Genomic DNA, 21,417 nt, shown 5'->3' on the forward strand with positions numbered 1-21,417 from the left:
AAAGGCCGCACAGAGGCGGCCGGACATAAAAAAAGCCCCCCCAATGAAGCAGGGCGGCGCGGTTGGTTAACTTCGACTGCAAGACGGCCAAGCGATTCAGGCCATGGACCATCGGGCCGACACGACGGCGTTACTGCACGATGGTCCGAACAGGAAACAGCGCGCCCATCGACGCGCCGGCCGTTATGTTCTCCACGCCCGTCGCAATCTGGTAGGCCGTGTCGGTCACGATGGTCGCGTACTCGACGGCATAGCGCAGGTCACGCCGGTAGATGCCATTGGTCAGGTCGTCATGCTGATGGCCGCGCTTGTAGCGCAACGCTGCACCCTGGTCGGGCAACGTCAACCGTACGATGCCCGAGAGCACTGCATCGACCTTGCCCGCGATGAGGTCACGCGGCGCAGCGCCATTCGCCCATGTGGAGATGAGGAACGTACGCTCCTGCCGGCGCGTCTCGCGCTGCACCGTGCCGACACCACCCACGCGCGGCGAGATGTACGTCGCGTTGGGAATGGTGATCGCCGCACCGGCAGCCGTTGCAGGTTGGTCCACCGCCACCAGCGCAGCCAGCGCCGTCGCAATGCTGGCCGGTGTATCGCTGGCCTGCACCGCATACACATACGCACGCCCATCAACCAGCAGCACCACGTTCTGCGGTGTGCTGACGGTGCCGTTCACCATGACCGTCTGCGCAGTCACGCTCAGCGCCAGCGTGTTTGCGGGTGGCATGGCCACACTCCAATCGGAGAACGCTGTGCTCTTGTGCCGTTGATGGCTGGTGCTGGGAAAGACTGACACATGCGCCTTGCCGGCCTGCAAGTCGGTCTTCAGTTGTGTCATGTTGGGCCAGCCGCTGTAGACCAGCACCGGGTTGCCCGTGATCGACGGCTGGCCGGTTCCGTTCGGATAGACCACGCCCGTGACGAGCGTGACGAGTGCGTTGGAAACATCGGAGAGATCTGCCATAAGAGAAGCGCCTTCATCGATGCACGCAGCAAGGCGCGATCGATCGAGTGAGTTGCATCAAGGAGTGAGATCACCTCGATCGAGTCGTCACCGTGCGGTGACATCGAGGCAGGTGTTGCGTGTGTACGAGCGAAGCGCGAATACAAAAAAGCCCGCTGGGTGGCGGGCTTTTCTTCACTGCATCTGCGCTTCGTCTGGGTAGGTCAATGCACCCCAGTGGGGTGCATGTCTCGGTCTGAACCGGTTACGCCGCGAGGGCAATCGAACATCTGGGAAACAGAATACGAAGGGGATATGTTCTGTGCAAGCGGTGCTCGAAAAAAAAACGAAAAATATTTCAGGCGTGCATCGGCACCATTGCGGCCGCGCGCACGGCCTTCGTCATCTGCACACGCGCGACTTCCGAATCGATGACGTGCGACATGATCGACTGCGCCTTCGCCAGGCGCACCTTCCAGTGCTTGAGCGTGTGCGGCGACGCGCCGTACTTGCGCACGAGGATGCGGCACACCATCTCTGCTGGCATGCGATGCACGTAGTGATACTGCAGCAAACGCTTCGCCACCGGGTCGGCAATCTTCTGCCAGGCGCGCTCCACCAGCCAGCCGTCATTCACATCGACGGTGATGATGGCTTGTGGCGCGCCGGTCCCGGCATCGCGCATGGCGACGGCCAAGCGCGCCCACGATGCGCAGTATTGAGGTTGCCAGCTCGGATCGCGCACCACGCGGCTCCAGTTTTCCAAACGGTCTTCGATTCCCATGTCCTGCTTCCTTTTTTTGTTCAGTGCTTATTGATGGCAGCTTATTGATGACAGAGTTCGGCACGCGTCACTCGCGCCGTGCGCTGTTGCTGCATGCGTCGTGTTCATCGCAGCCAGCGCAAGATCGGGACACTCACATCTACTGCATGAGGCGCTCCGGCACGGGCACCGCACGCACGGATTGCACCCAGCGGCCCGTGGCGCTGCACTTGCGCTCCTCCGCCAGTTCGAGCCGCTTGGCGGCAATCAGCTCACTGCGGCGTGCAGAGACGCTCGACTTTTCAATGCGCAGCGCCTGCGCAATTTCAGCAATCGTGGCGGTGCCGGAGCGAGCCACGTAATCGGCAATGCGATCGCACTGCAGCTTGGCGGTTGACGTGGTGCGGCCACGTCGGAAGGCATCCATCGAAGTTTGGGCAACGGTCATGTGAAGAGACTCCAGTCGGCGCGGCCAGATGCGCGCGGATTGAACGAGATTCGGATTGATCGGCCCGGCAGCCCCAGGGAAGTCGCGGGATGGGCGGAATGGGCGAGAAGGAGGCCGATGGGTTGTAATTTAGATTATTCTAAACTACAGTGTCAAGATGTTTCTAAACCACACGTTAGAAGTTTCTTGCTCTAATGCGCCCCATGGACATCTACGACAACCGCCGCCAGTGGCTGACCTACTGGATCCAAACCCTCGTCAACGGCGACCGCTCGGAGTTCGAGCGTCAGTACGGATACTCGCGCTCGCAGGTGGCGCAGTTCCTGTCGCGCACCTATCAGGATGGCCGCAGCATTGGCGACATCGCGGCGCGCCGGCTGGAGAAGAAGCTCGGGTTTGCCGATCGGATCATGGACACGCCGTTCTCCGATGCCGCCGCGCAAGCGGCGGGTGGCAGCGCGGGCGATGTGGTTCGCACGGCTGCCAGCGCGCCGGCGCACAGCAAGGGTTTTCCGGCGCGCCCCATCACCACGTACGACAGCCTGGACGAATTGCCGACTGAGACGACCATCCTCATCACCCATGTGGACGTGGCGCTTTCCGCCGGCAACGGCCGCGAGACATGGCACGTGGAAGAGAAAGAACCGCTGCCCTTCCAGGCCGATTACGTCCGCCGACTGGACGCCAGCCCGAAGCACCTGGTGGCCGTGAAAGTGCGCGGCGACAGCATGGAACCGCGCCTGTTTGACGATGACACGGTAGTCGTCGACAAGGCCGATCGACGCATCCCCACCGGTGGCGGCGTGTTCGCGCTGGTGTATTGCGGCGAGATGCTCGTGAAGCGATTGTTCCGCCTGCCCGACGGCTCAATCCGCGTGGTCAGCGACAACAAGGAGAAGCACGACCCGTTCATCGTCCCGCCTGAGCAACTCGAGCACATCGATATCGTGGGCCGCGTGAAATATCGGTCAGGGATGGGCGACTTCTAAGAACCTGCTCACGCTCCTACTGCGCGTCCCGATCTTGGCCCTGCGATGCTCACCGTACCCATGTACGGTTGCGCTTCTCAGGCCAACCTCGGGCCGCTCGCTACGGATCGTGAACAGGTTCTAAGCGCTGCCTGCGCCCTCAACATGGAGACCCGCTGCGGCGGGTTTTTCTTTCCGCTCGCAACGTTCTAAACATGAAAAGTTAGATATTTCTTGACGAAAACATTAGAAAAATCTAACATGTGAGTCTGTCTGGCGCGCATCGGGCACACCAGCAACCCAACGTAAACGGAATGATTGAGCCTGAAACACTGAACCGCATGCTTGAAGCCACGCGCAAGGCGTGGGAGCTGCCGCCTCTTCGGTGCAGCACTCTGCCCCAACTCACAAGGCCCGCTGCATCAACAAACAATCCAGCCAGCGGTCAAATTTGTACCCGACCTTTTCCAGCACGCCCACCTCGCGAAACCCGCAGCGCGCGTGCAACTTGGCCGAGCCCGGGTTCTCATACCCACCGCCCACCACTGCCACCATCTGCTTGAAACCACGCGCCTGACATTCGCGGATGAGGGTTTGCAGCAGCATCGTGCCGACGCCACGTCCTTGCGCAGCGGTATCCAGATAGATTGAGTCTTCCACCGTGTTGCGATAAGCGGGCCGCGCACGGTGCGGGCCGGCGTAGGCATAGCCGAGCAGCTTGCCGTCGGCTTCGGCCACCACGTAGGGCATGCCGGCGTCTTGCAGGGTTTGAAAGCGACGCGTCATCTCGGCCAGGTCCGGCGGCTCCGTTTCGAAGCTGGCGGTGCCAGTGCGCACATGGTGCGTGTAGATGGCGACAATGGCCGGCAGGTCAGCCGGTGTGGCGGGGCGGATGCCGATGGCACCCACGTCGTGCTTGGAAACGGAAACGTCGGTAGGCATTGCGGAAGACATGGCGAAGGCGCGGATAAGAAAGGAAAGCGCGGGATAAGACAATGCCTATTGTCACGCCAATCCCACATGATGCGCACGTCACCCCATGCAACACGCTGGCATGGGTATCGGGCGACGCCGGAATGCGGTAACTTGGCAGACGCATTTGCGCGCCGCCCCTTGCCCTTTCCCATGCACGATCTGTTTCCCCTGCTCGCCGAATACGGTGCGTTTGCCGTGTTCCTCAATGTGCTGCTGACGCAAGCGGGCGCACCGCTGCCCGCCGTGCCGACACTGCTGGTGGGGGGTGCGCTCACGTTGAGCGGCCCGCTGTACTTCATGGAATTGCTGCCCGCGGCCATCACTGGTGCGCTGATCGGCGATGGCCTGTGGTATCTGGCCGGCAAGCGTTATGGCCGGCACGTGATGGCGCTGCTGTGCCGGGTGTCGCTGTCGCCCGATTCGTGCGTGCGGCGCACACGCACCCAGTTCGAGCGCTGGGGTGCTCCGCTGTTGCTGATTTCCAAATTCGTGCCGGGGTTGTCGACGGTGTCTTCAGCGTTGCTGGGCACCATGCGTACGCCGTTCAGCACATTCGTGTTGTACAACCTGGGCGGCTCAGCGCTGTGGGCGGCGATCTGGCTGATGCTCGGGCGCATGGCGCATGACGGTATCGATCAGGCGCTGCGCCAGCTTGACGAACTGGGCACGCGCGCCGTTGTGCTGATCGTGCTGCTGGCAGCGGTATATGTGGCCGCGCGCTGGCTGCAGCGCTGGCGCTTTCGGAAGATGCTGGAGATGGTCCGCATCTCGCCCGATGAATTGCATGCGCTGATCGAATCGGGCGCGGCGCCGGTCATCATCGACGTGCGCGCGGACAGCTCGCGCCAAGTGCAACCGCAACGCATTCCCGGCGCGGTGCTGTACGACATGTCGAGCAAGGGCAAGGACAGCGCGCTCGACATCGACGGCCCCGACCGCGAAATCATCATCTACTGCGCCTGCCCCAACGAGGCATCGGCCGTGATGGTGGCACGCACGCTGGTGAGCCGCGGCTTCAAGCGCGTGCGTCCGCTGCATGGCGGCATCGATGCGTGGGTGGCACGCGGCTATGGCGTGGAGCATGTGGTGCCGGTATCGCCAGCCACGCTGCAAGCCGCCGAGGCACGCGCCTGAATTTGCATCGCTCCAAAAACAAAAAGCGCACTTCTCAGTGCGCTTTCCCGTAAGTACGGCAAACATGCGGTGCGCCAGCCCCCCGGCTCGGACACGCCGCATCGGTCCGTTGGCATCCACCCGAAGGCGGATGTGGCGAAGTGATCCCCGTTTGATCCCGTCTTCGCCAGTCGGACTTGACCCCCTTGTTATTCATCACAACGTCGCCGCGTGCTGCATGCGGTTACGTTTGCGTTACTTCCCGTCCTTCTCTCTGCTTTCGTCGCCTTGCGGCTGGCCGTTATGACGGCACTCCCAACAATTAACGACTGGCCTTAGCCAAACTTTAGGCGCCCCGCCCTTCAGGGCGGCGCATCACGCAAACGTGTCGATGGCGCCATCGTGGCTGGAGGCGCGTTGCGGCGTCACCGCCACGGTGCCGGCATCCGCGCGGCCTTGTGCGCTGCCGCCAAAGCGGCCACCACCGTTGGCACCACTGCCACCGCCATTGCCTTGCGCAGACGAACCTTGCGATGCGTTCTGCTGCTGGCTGAAATCGCCGGTGCTGACCGATGTTTGTGCAAGCTGCATGCCGCCTTGCTGCATGGCATCGCGCAAACGCGGCATGGCGTCTTGCACGAGCTCTGCCACCGCCTGGTGCTGGCAGACAAAGCTGGCGTTGACAGCACCGTTGTCGACATCCAGCTTGACGTGCAGCCCGCCCAGCTCGGCCGGGTTCAACTGCAGTTCGGCCGACGATTGACGATGCACCTGCATGAAGGCGAGCTGGCTGGCCATGCTGTGCGGCCAGGCAGCATCGCCCAGGGTGGGCAGCGTGTGAATCTGAGCCGGCGTGATGGCGCTGCCGGCTGCCGCGCTCGTCGCTCCGGCATTGCCGACAGCAAACGTCGGCGCCGCCATGCTGGCATCACCATTGGCACGCGCCAGCGCGCCCTGGAACTGCGTGCCCGCGTTTTGGGCTTCAGCGTGCGTGCCGGCACTGCCGCCATTGCCAGCTTGGCTGGTGGCATCGGCCACGGCCGCGGTGGCGGTTTGCGTGACGGGGCTGTGCGTATTCGTTTCAGCCCGCTTGGGCAGACCGTGCTCGCCATTGGCACCCTGCGCTTGCGACGTGCTGCCGAGCTGCCGCACCGTGGGCGGCGTGTTGTCGGCCACAGCACGCGAGCGCGCGAAGGTCTGCGCCAGCGAAGCGTTGTCGGGCAGCGCTGTGGCTGACGGCGTTGGCGTGTTGGCGGCGCCCGCCGCACCGGCGATTGCCTTGGCGTCCTTCCCATCCTTGGCGGCTTGCAGTGCGGCTTGGCCGGCTTGCGCCACGGTTGCGGCGGCGTCAGTTGTGCCTTGCGTGCCGGCAGTAGCGGCGTTCAATGCGGCCAGCGTGGCGGCATCCGTTGCAGTCGATTTGCCGGCCGCTTGCGCTGCTGCTGCGGCGGCAGTGTCGCTGATCGATGGGGCGACGGGCTGCTGCGGCAGCACGGTCGCAGCAGCCTGCTGCGCAGCCTGGCGCGCGGCTTCGATCTGCGCTGCCAGTTGTGCGGCCGGGTCTACGGCAGCCTGGGCCGCTGCAGCATCAAGATCCTTGGCGTCTGCCGGCTGGGCCGGTTTGGCGTTGGCCACGTCTGGCGTGCTGGCGATGGGCGTTGCAGGTTGAGTCGACGCGTTGGCATCGGCGGGTTTGGTGTCCCGGTCGTTGCGGGCGGCGTGGGCGCGGGTAGCGTCCTTGCGGGCGATATCCGCACGGCGGCTGGCGGCATCGTTGGCCATGGATTGCGCATCCGCGCGGCGGCTCGCGGCCTCTTGCGCGGCGCGGTCCTGTTGCAGGCGATCCGACAGCAGGTTGCCGAACGTATCGGTACCGGACGATGTTGCTTGCGTCTTGTCAGTCGCAGCGGTGTTGCTGGCCGACAGCATGCTGCTCAGATCTTTCGCAGCGGCGCTTTGGGCAGCATTGGGAGTGGCACTCAAACCCACGGTAACTCCGTCTTGGCGTTCTGTGTTCGTATTCAGTTCAGTTGCTGCCCTGGGCCGCACGCATGCGGATCACCTTGGCGGCGTGCTCGTCGTTTTCGCGCTGGGCGCGGCGGTCCTGGTCTAGGCGCTGCTCTTCAATGTGGCGCTGGCGCAGGATGTCGAACGACTGTTCGCGGCGTTGTTTCTCCAGCCAGTTGGCACGACTGGCGGCAAGCTGGCTTTCCAGGGCGTTGATGGTGCCCTTCTGCTGATGCACGGCGTTACCCAGACGGTCGATGAAGGCCGCGTAGTTGCGCAAACGCGTGACATCGATGCCGTCACCGGCGGTTGCCAGCATCTGCTGGTGGTAGTTGTTGCGGTAGTCGGACAGCAGCGCCAGCTTTTGCGTGGCGGCCTCACGCGTGTTCATCAGGCGGCCGACTTCCTGCGTGGCTTTCTCGGTGTCCTTCTGGGCCAGCTCCAGCACGGTTTCGAGGCGGAACGGCTTGTTCATGGTCGTCATGCGGGGCCCTCCAGATGTCCCGTTACTTCACAACCAATCGGTCACAAACTCCGGGGCTTTAGCCTCCGGCTTGCCGATTTGAGATGCGGCTTGCGTCTTCACACTGTCAAGCCAGCACCGCATTCATCTTCTCCAGCGTGTGCTCACGGCTTTCGTTTTCAAACATGCCCTGCTGCAAAAACGCTTCCATGTCGGGGTAGCGCGCGATGGCCTGGTCAGTCATCGGGTCGCTGCCGCGTGCATAGGCACCCACGGCAATCAGGTCACGGTTGCGCTGATAGCGGGCATAGAGCTGCTTGAAGCGGCGCGCGGTATCGAGCTGCTCACGCGGCACGATGGCCGACATCACGCGGCTGATCGACTGTTCAATGTCGATGGCCGGGTAATGGCCCTGCTCGGCCAGCTTGCGCGAGAGCACAAAGTGGCCGTCCAGAATGGCGCGCGCTGCATCGGCAATCGGGTCCTGCTGGTCATCGCCTTCGGCCAGCACGGTGTAGAACGCGGTGATGGAACCGCCGCGGCCGCTCGCATCCACCATGCCGTTGCCGGCTCGTTCGACCAGCGCCGGCAGCTTGGCAAATGCCGAGGGCGGATACCCCTTGGTCGCCGGCGGCTCGCCGATGGCCAGGGCGATCTCGCGCTGCGCCATCGCATAGCGCGTGAGCGAATCGACAATCAGCAGCACATTGCAGCCACGATCGCGGAAGTACTCGGCGATGGTGTGGGCGTAAGCGGCACCCTGCAGGCGCATGAGCGGCGAGTTGTCGGCCGGCGCGGCCACCACGGCCGAACGCGCAAGCCCTTCCTCGCCGAGGATCTCGTCGATGAATTCCTTCACTTCGCGGCCGCGCTCGCCAATCAGGCCAACGACCACCACGTCGGCCTGCGTGTAGCGGGCCATCATGCCCAGCAGCACGCTCTTACCCACGCCGGAGCCGGCAAACAGGCCAAGGCGCTGGCCTTGGCCCACCGTTAGCAAACCGTTGATGGCGCGCACGCCCACGTCGAGCACGTGCTCGATCGGCTTGCGCTTGAGCGGGTTCAGCGGCGCCGGGGCAAGCGAGCCCCAAGCGAGTTCGTCATGCGTGCCAAGCGGCCCCTTGCCGTCAAGCGGCTCGCCGTTGGCATCCACCACGCGGCCCAGCAGGCGCGGGCCGACTGGCAGGAACTTGCTGTGTGAAATCGTCGGGTCTGCCGCATCCGCGGGCAGGCGTTGCGGCTCCAGCGGGAACACGCGCGCGCCGGGCACCACACCCACCAGGTCCGTCTGCGGCATCAGGAAGGCACGCTCTTCGGCAAAGCCCACCACTTCGGCCAGCACGTGGCGGCCATGCGGCAGTTCAACGCGGCAAGCGCTGCCCACCGGCAGCTTCAGGCCCACGGCTTCCATGACCAGGCCAGCCACGCGGGTGAGCTTGCCGCACGTCACCACCGGCCGCGCCAAGCGCGCGCGCTTGGCGGTCTGCTGCAAGTGGGCTTGCCACAGACGCACGTTGGGGTTGTTGGCGGCCCCCTGCCCGGACGGCTGTACGGTCTCAAGCGACATGGAGCGCTCCTCCTGCCACGCGCTCGGCTTCCGAGCGTTCGCTGGCAATCCATGCGGTATCGCGGCCCAGCGCGCGGGTCAGTTCGGCCCAGCGCGTCGGCAGCGTGGCATCGGTTTCGCCAAAGCGGGTTTGTACGCGGCAACCACCGCGTTCGATAGCGGCGTCGACGACGAGGGTCCAGCCGGCGGCAGCCAACTCGGTACCCAGCATCTGGCGGATCAACTCCGCATCGTCCGCATGCACGCGCAGCATGGCCGGTGCCGGTGCAGTAGGCGCGTCGCCCAGCACCTCGCGCACAAGCGGCAGAATGCGTTCGGGCTGCGCATGCAGTGCGCCGTGCAGAAACTGCTGGGCCAGTTGCAGTGCCAAGTCGACCAGTTCTTCGGCAACGCTGCCGTTCAATTGGTCCACCGCCTCACGCACGGATTGCATGAGCGCGGCAATTTGCCTGGATTCTTCTTCGCCCTGGCGGCGGCCTTGTTCAAAGCCATCCTGAAAGCCTTGGGCAAACCCATCGCGGCGGCCTTCGTCACGGGCGTTGGCCAGTTCGGCGTCCAGCGCAGCCTGCCATTCCTCTTCGGAAATCGGCGGCTCTTCGGGTTCCACTTCGGGCGGCGGCGGGGGTGGCGCTGCGGCGGCCGCGGCCAGCGCGGCTTCACGCACGAAGTCGGTCGGCTCCCACGGGTGGTATTCGACCAGCGTGTCGCGGGGGATGATCGGCGGGCGCGGCATCTCAGTGCTCCACTACCGCAGATCGAACGCAACGGCCAGCACGGTCAGACATACGCGTCCTCCGCCTTGCGACCGATGGTGATTTCGCCTTCGTCGGCCAGACGCCGTGCCACCACCAGAATTTCCTTCTGCTGCGCTTCGACTTCCGACACCTTGACGGGGCCCAGCACTTCCAACTCTTCCTTGAGCATCGTGCCGGCACGCTGCGACATGTTGGCGAACACCTTGTCGCGGAACTCTTGCTTGGCGCCCTTGAGCGCCACCACCAGCACTTCCTGGCTGACCTCGCGCAGCAGCGTTTGCAGTGCGCGGCCATCCAGGTCGATCAGGTTGTCGAACACGAACATCTTCTCGACGATGGCGTCGGCCAGCTCCGGATCGCGCGAGCGCACACCCTCGATGACGGAGGACTCCACGGCGCTCGGCACCAGGTTGAGGATTTCCGCTGCCGTGAGCACACCGCCCATCGCGCTCTTCTTGCGGTGGTCGTTACCTTGCAGCAGCTTGGTCAGCACATCGTTCAGCTCGCGCAGGGCACTCGGCTGAATACCGTCGAGCGTAGCGATACGCAGGATGGTGTCGTTGCGCAGGCGCTCGGTGAAATAGGTCAGGATTTCCGAAGCCTGGTCGCGGTCCAGATGCACCAGGATCGTGGCGATGATCTGCGGGTGCTCGTTGCGGATCAGTTCCGCCACCGACGATGCATCCATCCACTTGAGGCCTTCAATACCGCTGGTGTCACCGCCCGAGAGGATCCTGTCGATGATGTTGGCGGCACGGTCGTCGCCCAGTGCCTTGCGGAACACGGTGCGGATGTACTCGTTGGAATCCACGTCCAGCGGCAGGTCTTCGGCTTCGACAAAGAAGGCATCAAAGGCGTCGAGCACGCGCTCGCGCGACACGTTCTTGAGCGCGGCCATGGTGGCGCCCAGCTTCTGCACTTCGCGCGGGCCCAGGTGCTTGAGCACTTCGGCGGCTTCGCTTTCGCCCAGCGACATCATCAGGATGGCGCTGCGTTGGAGTCCTTCGGCGCTCATTCGTTATTCACCCATTGCTTGATGACGGCCGCGACGGCGCGCGGGTTGCTCTGCGCCACACGGCGCATGGTTTCGAGCTTCTTCTCGAAGTCGTTGTTCTTGAGTTGCGGCAAGGCGTCCGGCAGTGCTTCGTCGGCGCCGCCCACAGCGGGGCCAGCCCCGGCCATCGGGCCTTCCAGTTCCGGCCCGGCCGACGCTGCGGCGCCGGTGATGATGGGCGCGTTCGGGTCGTCGCCTTCGCGGCCCACAAAGGTGGCCCCAGTGGTCGATTGCAGCTCCCCCTTCTTGCCCATCGAACGGATCAGCGGGCGCAGCACCCCAAACACCAGGATCAGGAAGCCCACCGCCAGCGCCAGGTACTTGGCCGCCTGGATGGCGTACTGAATCATCTCCGGCTGCTTCCACAGCGGCAGGTCGTCCTTGGACACCGGCAGCGTGCCTGAGAACTGGCTGTTGACCACGTTCACGGAGTCGCCACGCTTGGCGTCAAAGCCCACGGCATCCTTCACCAGCGCGTTGAGCTTGGTCATGTCGGCGTCGGACAGCGGCTTCCAGGCCTTGCCGTCAGCGCGGTAGTTGACCACCACGGCCACCGACAGGCGGCGCACGGTACCCACTGCAGCACGCGTACGGCGCACGGTCTTGTCGACTTCGTAGTTGGTGGTGGTGTCGCGGGTGCTCGACGTCGCGCTGTTCGGCGTCGCGCTGCTCGTGTTGGCGGCGGCGGCCGGCTGCTGCGGTTGGCCATTCGGGCCCGTTGCAGCCGGTTGCGAAGCCGGTGCCGGTGCGGTCGGCAGCATGCGCGGCGCGGTCGGCGGCTGGTTGGACAGCGCGCCCGGCACGCCGCCTTGGGCGTCGGCCTTGTTCTGCATGGCTTCTGCGGTGTGCGTGCTGCGCACGGCTGCATTGGCCGGGTCTTGGTTCGGACGGTACGTCTCGGCCATCTGCTCGGTGTTATCGAGGTCAACGTCGGCCGTCACCTGGGCCCGCACGTTGTCTTCCCCCACCACGGGGCCGAGGATGGCTTCGATGCGCTTGATATAGCCCTGCTCGACTTCGCGCACGTAGTTCAGTTGCGTCGGGTCGAGGCCCGAGGCGTTGTCCTGGAACGACGACGACAGCAGACGGCCGGCTTGGTCCACCACCGTCACGTTGGCCAGCGGCAGGTTCGGCACGCTGCTCGACACCAGATGGCCAATGGCCTGCACCTGCGAACGATCGAGCATGCGGCCCGGATACAGCGTCAGCAGCACCGAAGCACTCGGTTTGGCCTGCTCACGCACAAACACCGACGGTTTGGACAGCGCCAGATGCACACGGGCGGACTGCACCTCCTGCATGGCCTGGATGGTGCGGGCCAGTTCGCCTTCCAGGGCGCGCTGGTAATTGACCTGTTCGGCAAACTGGCTGGTGCCGAATTTCTGGTTTTCCATCAGCTCGAAGCCGGCCAGGCCGCCCTTGGGCAGCCCTTGCGACGCCAGCTTCAGGCGCGTTTCGTGCACGTTGGCTTCCGGCACCATGATGGCCGTACCGCCATCAGCAAAGCGATACGGCACGTTCATCTGCTGCAGGGCAGCGATGATGGCGCCGCCATCAGCGTCGCTCACATTACTGAACAGGACACGGTAATCCGGCCCCCGGCTCCACAGTGTGGCCGCAGCAATCACGGCCACCAGGGCGGCGGCGCCGATCATCATGAGCAGACGCGGCGACAGACGGCCGAACGGGCCCAGCGCGCTGAGCGCTCCCGTGTTCTGGCGCACCATCGCGCCCTGGCCTACCGCCGGCATATCCACCGTACCGAGCGTGTCGGCGACAGCAACCGAATCGGCTGTCGTTGGCATCCCAAATCTCCTGACTGACTGCGTTGCTTGAGCCCCGAACCCGGAAAGCGGGCATGGCTCCGTGGTTGCCATTATCGGCAGCGGGTGGGCAAGCAAATTGGCAAGAAGAGGGCCTTTTCCCGCTCATTTGGGCGCTTGGAACCTGGGGCCCGGCTGCTACCTTTGCATCACCGTGGCGCCATGCCGGCCTGAAAAACCGCCGGCGCCACAAACAGCAACAAGCCCGGAACAAAGGGGAGTTTTAATCACATGGATATTACGAACGCCAACTCGGTGGTATCGCTGATGAACAGCGTGCTGGCGCCATCCAGCCAGATCGGTGGCATTGGTGGCAGCGGGGCGGGCGGCGATGACGCCAAGGTCAGCGTCGATTTCGGCTCGGTGCTCAAGTCGTCGCTGGACAAGGTTGACGCCTCGCAACAGAAGGCCGAAACCCTTTCGCGCAGCTTTGAAATGGGCAACAACGATGTCGACCTGCACGATGTGATGCTGTCGCTGCAGAAGGCCAACATCGACTTTCAGACCGCCGTGCAGGTGCGCAACAAGCTGGTTTCGGCGTACCAAACCATCATGAGCATGTCGATCTGACGCCACACGCGATCAGATTCATCGCTGCTCTGTATCCGCTGCTGGCTGGCGCCAGTGGGAGCCTGCATGTCCAAACACCCCAAACACCGCGCCCGGCCTGAACTCGCGCTGGTTGTCATCGCCCGCGACGAGGCGGCCTGCATCGAGCGCTGTCTGCTGAGCGCCAAGCCGCATGTCGACAAGATGATCGTGCTGGATACCGGCTCGACCGACGACACGGCAGCCATTGCCAAGGCGTGTGGTGCACAGGTGTACCCGTTCACGTGGGTGGACGACTTCTCCGCCGCCCGCAACGCAGCGCTGGCCGCCGCCAATGCGGACTGGAACCTGATTCTGGACGCCGATGAGTGGCTGGAAGCTGGCACCGAAGAGCTGCGCGACGCCTGTACGTTCGGCCCCTTGCTGGGCGTGGTGTGCGTGCGCAGCGAGTACGACGTTGCCGGCCACGTGGAACACACCAATAGCTGGATCCCACGACTGCTGCCACGTGGTGCGCGTTACCAAGGGCGCATTCACGAACAGCCGACCGGCAATCTGAAGCTGGTGCGCCTGCCACTGGTGGTCGGCCACGATGGCTACATGAACGCCAAGCTCGACAAGAAGCGCGGGCGCAATCACGCCCTGCTGCAGCTTGAACTGGCCGCACGTCCGGATGATCCGTACGTGCACTACCAGCTCGGCAAGGATTTCGAGATTCACCAGAAAAACCCCGCGCAAGCGGCGCTGCACTATCGTCGCGCCCTTCCGTTGGTGCCCAAGAGCGCGCCCTACCGGCACGACCTGTGTCTCTGCCTGCTGGCCTGCCTGAGCCAATCGCAACAGCTTGACGAGGCCATCACCCTAGCCGGCGAATGGATGGAGGAGTGGTCCGGCTCGCCGGATTACTTCTACATGGTCGGCCACCTGATGTTCGAGGCCGCTGCCAAGGACCCTGTCCAGGCCGAAGCCCAATGGCTGCCAATGGCGGAAAACGCCTTCCTCAAGTGCCTGGAGATTGGCGACCAGCCCAAGCTGGAAGCCAGCGTATTCGGCCGTGGCAGCTTTGCCGCCGCCCGGTATCTGGCCCAAACGTACCGCGCCAAGAGCGAGGCACTCGCCCGCAAGGCCAACCACTATTTCGATATCGCCCGCCAGATGCAGGAGCACTCTGGTGCCAATCCTGGCGTCAAGGCTGCGTGAGGCGACCACACCATGATTCCAAAGACACTGCACTTCATCTGGGTGGGCGACGAGAGCAAGCGCCCGGACAATTGCATCCAGACCTGGGCCACGCACAACCCCGATTACCAGATCAAGATCTGGGGCAATGCGTCGCTAGGCGAGCACAAATGGCTCAACGCCCGCCACATGGACGCGATGCTCGACCGCGAATTCAACGGCGTGGCCGACATGATGCGCTGGGAGATCCTCTACAAGGAGGGCGGCATCGTGCTCGATGCCGACAGCATCTGCCTGCGCCCGCTGGACGATAGCCTGCTCGATTGCGAAGCCTTTGCCTGCTGGGAAAGCGAGATTGCCCGGCCAGGCCTGATTGCCGCCGGCTACTTCGGCTGCAAACCGGGCAACCCGTTCGTGCAGCAGATCGTGAAGGACATCCACAGCGCGCCTTCGGTGATTCACGACCGGGCTTGGAAGACGGTGGGCCCGCAGCGCCTGACGGAGTCGTATCAGCGCTACCAGTACCACCCGTTGCGCATTCTGCCGAGCCATTACTTCATCCCCGAGCATTTTTCGGGCGTGAAGTACAACGGCCCCGGCCCCGTGTACGCCCACCAGATGTGGGGCAGCACCAAGAACAGCTACGGCACGCTGTACCAGCAGCAATTCGACGCCAATGGCCAGCCGGTGCAAACGGAGCAAGCTGCCGCGCCGACTGCCCCCGCACCTGAGCCGGCCCAGGCGGCGCCCGCACAGTCCGCGCCTACACAGCCGACACCGCCTTCCCAACCCGCGCCGTCACGCTCTAGGCTGGAAGACGCGCACGACCCGTACTTCGTGCAACGGGTGCAGATCAGCACCGACGTGATGAAGGTCAGCCGCGTCGACGTGTTCAAGAAGCTATGTGAAGGCAAGCGCGTGCTGCACATCGGCTGCGCAGATTGGCCGATCACGGATCCGCAGACCTCGCTGCACCTGGCGCTGGAATCGGTCTGCGCCAAGCTCGACGGCTTCGACATCCACGCCGAGGCCCTCAAGGCGCTGGAACCCTATACCTGCGGCCGCCTGTTCTCGCGCTTTGAAGACATTCAAGACCAGTACGACCTGGTCTTGGTGCCCGAGGTGATGGAGCACGTGCCCGATGTGGCCGGCTTCCTGAAACAGCTGGACTCGCTGAACACGCACTCCTACGTGATCACGGTGCCGGATGCGTTCCAGTGCCACGCGCGCCACTTCGACTACCTGCACGATACGCAGACCTTCGTCGAAGTCGTGCACCCGGACCACAACTGCTGGTACACGCCGTACACGTTCTCCAACACCATCAAGAAGTACACCCCGTGGAACATCGACGGGATGTGGTTCTTCAACGCCATCTCGCTGTTCATGCTGGCCAGCAAGCGCCAGTAAGCCTCGCAGGCGCCACGCCGCTCCGGTGGCGGCGTGCGTGTCCCTCTCGCCCCCCTCCTTTCCGAGTACCGCGAATCACTTTTCGCGATCGGATATTTATATTTGACACAATATAATTGCATGCTATCTTCATGGGCAGGCGCCGCCATTCCCTATCCGCCCATCCACAGGACCTGACCATGAAGACGCTCTATCAAACCCAAGTCACCGCAGAAGGCGGCCGTGCCGGCCATGTGCGTAGCGCAGACGGCACGCTGGACCTCGCGCTGTCGTTGCCGCGCGAACTCGGCGGTGCCGGCGGCGCAGCCACCAACCCCGAGCAATTGTTTGCCGCAGGCTATGCGGCGTGCTTTGAAAACGCCGTGCTGCACGTGGCGCGCGCCAAGCAGATCAAGCTTGCCTCGACAGCGGTCACGGCCACCGTCGGCATTGGCCCGCGCGAAGACGGCGGGTTTGCGCTAGCGGTTTCACTCGTTGCCACACTGGGTGGCGTGGATCAGGCGACGGCCGAAGCGCTTGTTGCCGCCGCGCATGGGGTCTGCCCCTATTCGCATGCCGTCCGTGGCAATATTGACGTCCAACTGACCACGGTCACGCGCTGAGCCCGCTTCGGGCCGCTGCGGCATCCGCCGCACGGGCGCCAAGGCCGTCCCCCGGGAGTGTTTCCGTGAACGACGTGCTGGCGCTCGATCAGCAGCTGTGTTTTCCGTTGTATGCCGCAGGCCATTTGCTGACGCGGCTGTACCGCCCGCTGCTCGACGAGCTGGGGCTGACCTATCCGCAATATCTGGTGATGCTGGCCTGCTGGCAGCAGGCGCCGTGCGCCGTGGGCGATCTGGGCCGCACGCTGTATCTGGATACGGGCACGCTGACGCCGTTGCTCAAGCGGCTGGAAGAACAAGGGTTGCTGACCCGCACGCGGGATCGAGATGATCAGCGTCGCGTGGTGATTGAATTGACCGATGCCGGCCGGGCACTGCGTGAACGTGCGACGAAAGTGCCGGAAGCGCTGGTGTGCAAGATTCCGCTCGAACTGGGCGAGATCGGTGCCACGCGCGAAGTGTTGCGCAAACTGCTGGATGCGCTGGCCACGGCGGACGACCGCAGCTGAAGTTCAGCGCATCAGAAACGCGCCATGCTGCCGTAAGCGTTGCTGGCCGTCGTTGCACGACGTGCCGTGTCGATACGCTTTTGCAGACGGTCCAGGCGCGGATACACCATCGCGCGCACGCGGGCATCATCTTCCAGAATGCGCACCAGCAGCACGCGCTTGCGCTCGATGTCGGCACGCGACAGGTGCGGATGCGGCTCGGAACGGCGCAGCGCATCCACATAGGTGGCGCTCTCGCGTTCGAGCGTGCTGACGACTTCCCAGTTGCCCACTTCAGCCGCGCCAACCATTTCCGCAGTCAGGCGGGCGATGGCTTCGTAGCAGGTGAACAGACTTTCGCTGTCCTTGATCGGGATGTTCCGTTGCATGTTGGCTCCAGGTAGGGCCGATTTCATTAAGCGATGCTGCGCGGCCAGCCGCGTCAGCTCACAACACTCAGGTGACTGCTACTGCCATTGCTATGCACCGCGCCAGGCTGGCCAATGGCGAGCCACGCGTCCTGCAACGGCACGAGCAACCCATCGACCTCGGCAAGGATGCTCACGTCGTTCGTGCCGTTGGCCACCAGCAGGCGGCGCAGCATGTAGTCGTACAAGCCGTTGAGCTGCACCGCAATCTCGCCACCACGCTGGTGGTCGAGGCTGGCCTGCAGGCCCTGGCCGATGATCGAGATGGCCTTGTCAAACGCACGCAGCTTGGCGTGCACATCACCGCGCTGGATGGCGGCGCTGGCCACGTTGATGGCGGCGCGGGCACCCTCGAACAGCATGGCGATCAACCGATGCGGGTTGGCGTCTACCACGGACGTTTCAATGCCGACTTGCGCGTAGGCACCGATGGCGCGGCGAGCTGCGTACATGGGAAAGGTCCTCACTGAATGATGTTGTTATGGGCGGTGCGTTCGTTCTGACTTAGTTGCTCGAGGTCTGCTTTTGCAGAGCTGCGAGCTGCGTGGTCAGGTAAGAGCTGGTGTTCGACATGCTGGCCACCAGGGCCGACAGCGCGTTGAACTGCGTGTAGTACAGCGCCTGCTTGTTATCCAGGCGCGTCTGCATCGCGGTGATCTGGTTGGCGAGCGAGCTGAGCGAGCTGTTGATCGAATCGGTCTCGTTCTGCACCATGCCGGTGGTCGACAGCAGGTTGGTCATCACCGTGTTGAGCTGCGCAGCATAGCCACGCTGCACGGTCACCGTGCCACGGTTGCCGACCGTGCCTCCGGTCACCTGCACGGTCAGCCCATCCACCGCGGTGCCCGTGGCGCCATACAAGTTCTGACCCGAGCCCGATGCGGCCACGCCGTTGATGGTGCCTTGCACGTCCTGGCCATTGACCGTGGTAGGACCCGCGCCGAAGAGCGACGACGCGCCGCTGCCCGACACCGACACGACGGAAGCCGAACCATATTGATTGTCAGCGATGGTCAGTACGCCGCTGGCATCGGCCGAGACCGACGCAGTGATCTTCGCTGCCTGCAAACCCGTCGACGCGTTGAGCTGGCTCTGGATCTGCGCGGCCAGGCCCGTTGCGCTGTAGCTGCCGGCCGGCAGCGTGATGTTGGTGGCGATACCGCTTACGCTGATGGCCATGGTGTCATTGACACCCGCCGTGATGGTCGTATTGGCCGCCGTCGAGCCCTTGAGCGAGCCCTGCGTAGCCAGTTGCGTCACGTTGACGGCATAGCTGCCCGCCTGCGTGGTGTCCGAAAACGACGTCGCACTAACCAGCGAATCCGTGGCCGTGCCGGTGCCCGCAAACAGCGCTGCCACCTGGCTGGGCGACGACGCAATCGCGGTCGACAGCTTGCTGCTGTCGAGCGTGAGCGTGCCGTCAGAGTTCATCGTGATACCGACGCTGCCCAGCGACTGGTACGCGCCGTTGCCCACGCCCTGGCCCAGCACATCGGTAATCTGGTTGATCAGCGTCTTGGTACTCACATCGCCGGCCAACGGGCCATTGTTGGCGCTATTGGCGGTGTCGATGTGGGTGAGGTTGTTCAGTTGCGTGCGCAGCGCGTTGTAGCCGTTGACGAAGTTGGTGACGGCATTGGTCGTGGCGGTTGGGTCGTTGGCCACCGACACGGTGGTGCTGCCCGTTTTGGCGAGCGTGAACGACGTGCCGTCCACCACGTTCGACAACGTGTTGGTCGGGCTCTGCACAGCAATGCCATTGACCGTAGCCAGGGCGTTCTGGCCGGTGGTCACTTCGGTCATGTTCTGCGTGCCGGCCGGGTCTTGCGAGAGCAGCGATTGCAGGGTCGAATCGCCCGACACGGAAATCTTCATCTCCGAGCTGGAACCGCCCGCCGTAGACGTCAACACTAGGCGGTACGGGTTGCCGCTGCCGTCATTGACGATGCTGGCCGACACCCCGAGGTTGGCGGAGTTGATGGCATCGCGGATGCCCGACAGCGTGTTGTTGGACGAGTTGATCGTGATCGAGCCGCCCGGCAGGTTGCCGTTCTGCGTAAAGGTGGAACCCGAGTACTGGCCGTTCGAAAACGTGCCGCCCGACACCGTGCCAAACGAGAACGAAATCGTGGTCGACGACCCGCTGCCGATGGCCGCCGAGGTGGACGTCTGCCCCTGCGCCGCCAGCACCTGCGACTGCGCAAGCTGGGTCACATTCACGGCGTACGAACCGGCCTTGGCCGAGCTGCCCACCGTGGCGCTCAGCACCGAGGTGTCATAGCCGCTCGCCTTCATGGCGCTGTAGTTGCTCAGCGTGGTCAGGCTCGACAGCGCCGTCTGAAACGTCGATAGCGAGCTCTTGAGCGTGCCCACCGCCGACAGCTGAGTCTGGTACGAACTCTGCTGGTTCTGCAACTGCGTCAGCGGCTGGCTTTCCACCTTCATCAGGCTGGTCACCAGCGTGTTGACGTCGATGCTCGTCCCGATACCGGGAATGGAGATCGGCGGAACGTAATTGCTCGTGGAAGAGGTGGTCGTGGTCGCCATGTTCTGAAGGGGTAAGCGTCTGCGGCGGGAGTCTTCCTACACAACGGCAGCGCCCGCCACTTCTTTAGGCCATGTCTGTCAGGCTGCACAGTGGACGGTCAGTAAAGAAAAAGGCCGGCGCCCCATGGGAGCGCCGGCCTTTTTCGTGCCACCGGCCGCCCGATGATCGGGAAGGCCGGGGCGGCATCAGCCTGCCAATTAGCCCTTCAGCAGGTTCAGGATGCTGTTCGGTGCCGAGTTGGCTTGCGCCAGCATGGCCGTACCCGCTTGCTGCAGGATGTTCTGACGGGTCATGTTCGACGTTTCCGAAGCGTAGTCCGTATCGATCATGGCCGACTTGGCGGCCGACAGAGCGGTGTTCGACGAGGTCAGCGTGTTGATGGTCGAGTTCAGACCGCTTTGCTGTGCACCCAGGCCGGCACGTGCTGCCTTCAGGGCGGTCAGGTCGGTAGCGATGGCGGCCTGGGCTGCCGTGGCGTTGGCGGCGCTGGTCACGCTCGTGCCGGTCAGCGTACCGAAGGTCGACAGGTTGGCGTTGGTCACCGTTGCCACGTCGGTGGCAGCATTCTGACCGTACTGGAACGACGTCGATGCAACCGAGCCATCGAACAGCTTGGCGCCGTTGTAGTTGGCGTTGGTTTCGATGTTCTTGTTGGCCGTGGCCAGCTGTTGGTATTCCTTGTCCAGGTTGGCCTGGTCGGTGCTCGACAGACCGCCGTTGTTGGCTTCCACAGCCAGCTGGTTCATACGCTGCAGGTTGTTTTCAACCTGGCTCAGGTACGAGTCGGCCGTTTGCAGGTACGACTGCGCGTTGTTGGCGTTCTGGATACCCTGGGTTTGTGCGTTCAGCGTGGTGGTCAGGCTGGAAGCCACAGCGTAAGCAGCGGCATCGTCCTTAGCGCTGTTCACGCGCATGCCGGTCGACAGGCGTTGCAGCGACGTTTGCAGAGCAGACTGCGATTGCGACAGAGCTTGCTGCGTTTGCAGGGACGAGATGTTGGTATTGAGGCTGAGGGACATGACGGCTCCTAAGTTTCCCGATGGCGTGTTGCCCGATTGGTTCCTTTGTTCCGGCTAGGCCGGGCAACGTGACCTGTAACTTGAAGGGGATCAGGTCTGCGTTGTACTCAGGTTATCGGTGCCCCCCAGAGAAAGTTTAGGGCCAACTTGACAAATTTATGCGCGCGCGGCGGTTTGGGCTGGCGGGCACCTCGGCTGGGGCCCCCTCCAAAAGAGGCAAGGGGCCGGCTTCTTGGGCGGCTGCCCCTCGGCTATACTCGACCGACCAGACCCAAAGCGCCCCGTGCCTATCTATAGAGAGCGCTATCGCAC

Annotated in this window: 21 protein-coding genes; 7 read left to right on the forward strand and 14 right to left on the reverse strand. The window is 63.7% G+C overall.

Going from position 1 to position 21,417, the window contains the following annotated elements; genetic code table 11:
* Positions 1-130: 130 nt before the first annotated feature.
* The 3 genes from AB0305_RS00155 to AB0305_RS00165 all read right to left on the reverse strand — a co-directional run bounded on the left by AB0305_RS00155 (position 131) and on the right by AB0305_RS00165 (position 2,157).
* On the reverse strand, positions 131-967 hold the full coding sequence (locus AB0305_RS00155; RefSeq protein WP_366170269.1) for a hypothetical protein: 837 nt from the start codon (positions 965-967) through the stop codon (positions 131-133).
* Between the two features lie 337 nt (positions 968-1,304).
* Complete coding sequence (locus AB0305_RS00160) at positions 1,305-1,730, reverse strand: hypothetical protein (RefSeq protein WP_366170271.1); 426 nt, start codon at positions 1,728-1,730, stop codon at positions 1,305-1,307.
* Between the two features lie 139 nt (positions 1,731-1,869).
* On the reverse strand, positions 1,870-2,157 hold the full coding sequence (locus AB0305_RS00165) for a helix-turn-helix domain-containing protein (protein WP_366170273.1): 288 nt from the start codon (positions 2,155-2,157) through the stop codon (positions 1,870-1,872).
* A gap of 203 nt (positions 2,158-2,360) precedes the next feature.
* Between AB0305_RS00165 and AB0305_RS00170 the strand changes: the two genes are divergently transcribed.
* A complete protein-coding gene (locus AB0305_RS00170) occupies positions 2,361-3,146 on the forward strand; it encodes a S24 family peptidase (RefSeq protein WP_366170275.1) in 786 nt (261 codons plus the stop codon).
* Between the two features lie 384 nt (positions 3,147-3,530).
* Here the strand turns inward: AB0305_RS00170 and AB0305_RS00175 are convergent, their stop codons facing one another.
* Complete coding sequence (locus tag AB0305_RS00175) at positions 3,531-4,067, reverse strand: N-acetyltransferase family protein (RefSeq protein ID WP_366170277.1); 537 nt, start codon at positions 4,065-4,067, stop codon at positions 3,531-3,533.
* Between the two features lie 183 nt (positions 4,068-4,250).
* Here AB0305_RS00175 and AB0305_RS00180 point away from each other — a divergent pair, with 183 nt between their 5' ends.
* A complete protein-coding gene (locus tag AB0305_RS00180; RefSeq protein WP_366170279.1) occupies positions 4,251-5,234 on the forward strand; it encodes a DedA family protein/thiosulfate sulfurtransferase GlpE in 984 nt (327 codons plus the stop codon).
* 354 nt (positions 5,235-5,588) lie between these two features.
* On the opposite strand, the gene AB0305_RS00185 is transcribed toward AB0305_RS00180, so the two are convergent.
* From AB0305_RS00185 to fliF, 6 genes are all read right to left on the reverse strand, one after another.
* Entirely contained in the window at positions 5,589-7,202 is a 1,614-nt protein-coding gene (locus tag AB0305_RS00185) for a flagellar hook-length control protein FliK (protein WP_366170281.1), read from the reverse strand.
* Between the two features lie 37 nt (positions 7,203-7,239).
* The gene (gene fliJ, locus AB0305_RS00190; protein WP_366170283.1) at positions 7,240-7,704 is read right to left on the reverse strand and encodes a flagellar export protein FliJ; all 465 of its coding nucleotides are present in this window, start codon (positions 7,702-7,704) and stop codon (positions 7,240-7,242) included.
* Between the two features lie 106 nt (positions 7,705-7,810).
* Entirely contained in the window at positions 7,811-9,250 is a 1,440-nt protein-coding gene (fliI, locus tag AB0305_RS00195) for a flagellar protein export ATPase FliI (protein WP_366170285.1), read from the reverse strand.
* Positions 9,240-9,983, reverse strand: coding sequence for a flagellar assembly protein FliH (gene fliH / locus AB0305_RS00200; RefSeq protein ID WP_366170287.1), 744 nt, complete (start codon positions 9,981-9,983; stop codon positions 9,240-9,242). Before fliH ends, fliI begins: the two co-directional genes overlap by 11 nt.
* Before the next feature lie 44 nt (positions 9,984-10,027).
* The gene (gene fliG, locus AB0305_RS00205) at positions 10,028-11,020 is read right to left on the reverse strand and encodes a flagellar motor switch protein FliG (RefSeq protein ID WP_366170289.1); all 993 of its coding nucleotides are present in this window, start codon (positions 11,018-11,020) and stop codon (positions 10,028-10,030) included.
* Positions 11,017-12,864: a flagellar basal-body MS-ring/collar protein FliF gene (gene fliF, locus AB0305_RS00210; protein ID WP_366170291.1), complete on the reverse strand. Its 1,848-nt coding sequence runs from the start codon at positions 12,862-12,864 to the stop codon at positions 11,017-11,019. The genes fliG and fliF overlap by 4 nt, the downstream gene beginning before the upstream one ends.
* A gap of 249 nt (positions 12,865-13,113) precedes the next feature.
* Between fliF and fliE the strand changes: the two genes are divergently transcribed.
* From fliE to AB0305_RS00235, 5 genes are all read left to right on the forward strand, one after another.
* On the forward strand, positions 13,114-13,452 hold the full coding sequence (gene fliE, locus AB0305_RS00215) for a flagellar hook-basal body complex protein FliE (protein WP_366170293.1): 339 nt from the start codon (positions 13,114-13,116) through the stop codon (positions 13,450-13,452).
* Between the two features lie 66 nt (positions 13,453-13,518).
* A complete protein-coding gene (locus tag AB0305_RS00220) occupies positions 13,519-14,631 on the forward strand; it encodes a glycosyltransferase family 2 protein (protein WP_366170295.1) in 1,113 nt (370 codons plus the stop codon).
* Between the two features lie 12 nt (positions 14,632-14,643).
* Positions 14,644-16,020, forward strand: coding sequence for a glycosyltransferase (locus AB0305_RS00225; RefSeq protein ID WP_366170297.1), 1,377 nt, complete (start codon positions 14,644-14,646; stop codon positions 16,018-16,020).
* A 179-nt stretch (positions 16,021-16,199) separates the two neighbouring features.
* On the forward strand, positions 16,200-16,622 hold the full coding sequence (locus AB0305_RS00230; RefSeq protein ID WP_366170299.1) for an organic hydroperoxide resistance protein: 423 nt from the start codon (positions 16,200-16,202) through the stop codon (positions 16,620-16,622).
* 65 nt (positions 16,623-16,687) lie between these two features.
* Positions 16,688-17,131 (forward strand): MarR family winged helix-turn-helix transcriptional regulator, encoded by a 444-nt coding sequence (locus AB0305_RS00235; protein WP_366170301.1) that lies wholly within the window; start codon positions 16,688-16,690, stop codon positions 17,129-17,131.
* Between the two features lie 11 nt (positions 17,132-17,142).
* Here AB0305_RS00235 and AB0305_RS00240 read toward each other — a convergent pair whose 3' ends face one another.
* The 4 genes from AB0305_RS00240 to AB0305_RS00255 all read right to left on the reverse strand — a co-directional run bounded on the left by AB0305_RS00240 (position 17,143) and on the right by AB0305_RS00255 (position 21,105).
* Positions 17,143-17,499 (reverse strand): flagellar protein FliT, encoded by a 357-nt coding sequence (locus tag AB0305_RS00240; RefSeq protein ID WP_366170303.1) that lies wholly within the window; start codon positions 17,497-17,499, stop codon positions 17,143-17,145.
* Positions 17,500-17,552: 53 nt separating this feature from the next.
* Positions 17,553-17,990 carry a flagellar export chaperone FliS gene (gene fliS / locus AB0305_RS00245; RefSeq protein WP_366170305.1) on the reverse strand — a complete coding sequence of 146 codons (438 nt, stop codon included), beginning with the start codon at positions 17,988-17,990 and terminating at the stop codon, positions 17,553-17,555.
* Between the two features lie 52 nt (positions 17,991-18,042).
* The gene (gene fliD, locus AB0305_RS00250; RefSeq protein ID WP_366170307.1) at positions 18,043-20,085 is read right to left on the reverse strand and encodes a flagellar filament capping protein FliD; all 2,043 of its coding nucleotides are present in this window, start codon (positions 20,083-20,085) and stop codon (positions 18,043-18,045) included.
* Between the two features lie 198 nt (positions 20,086-20,283).
* Positions 20,284-21,105, reverse strand: coding sequence for a flagellin (locus AB0305_RS00255; protein WP_366170309.1), 822 nt, complete (start codon positions 21,103-21,105; stop codon positions 20,284-20,286).
* Positions 21,106-21,417 lie beyond the last annotated feature (312 nt).

Source organism: Arthrobacter sp. NPDC080086 (genome assembly GCF_040702285.1).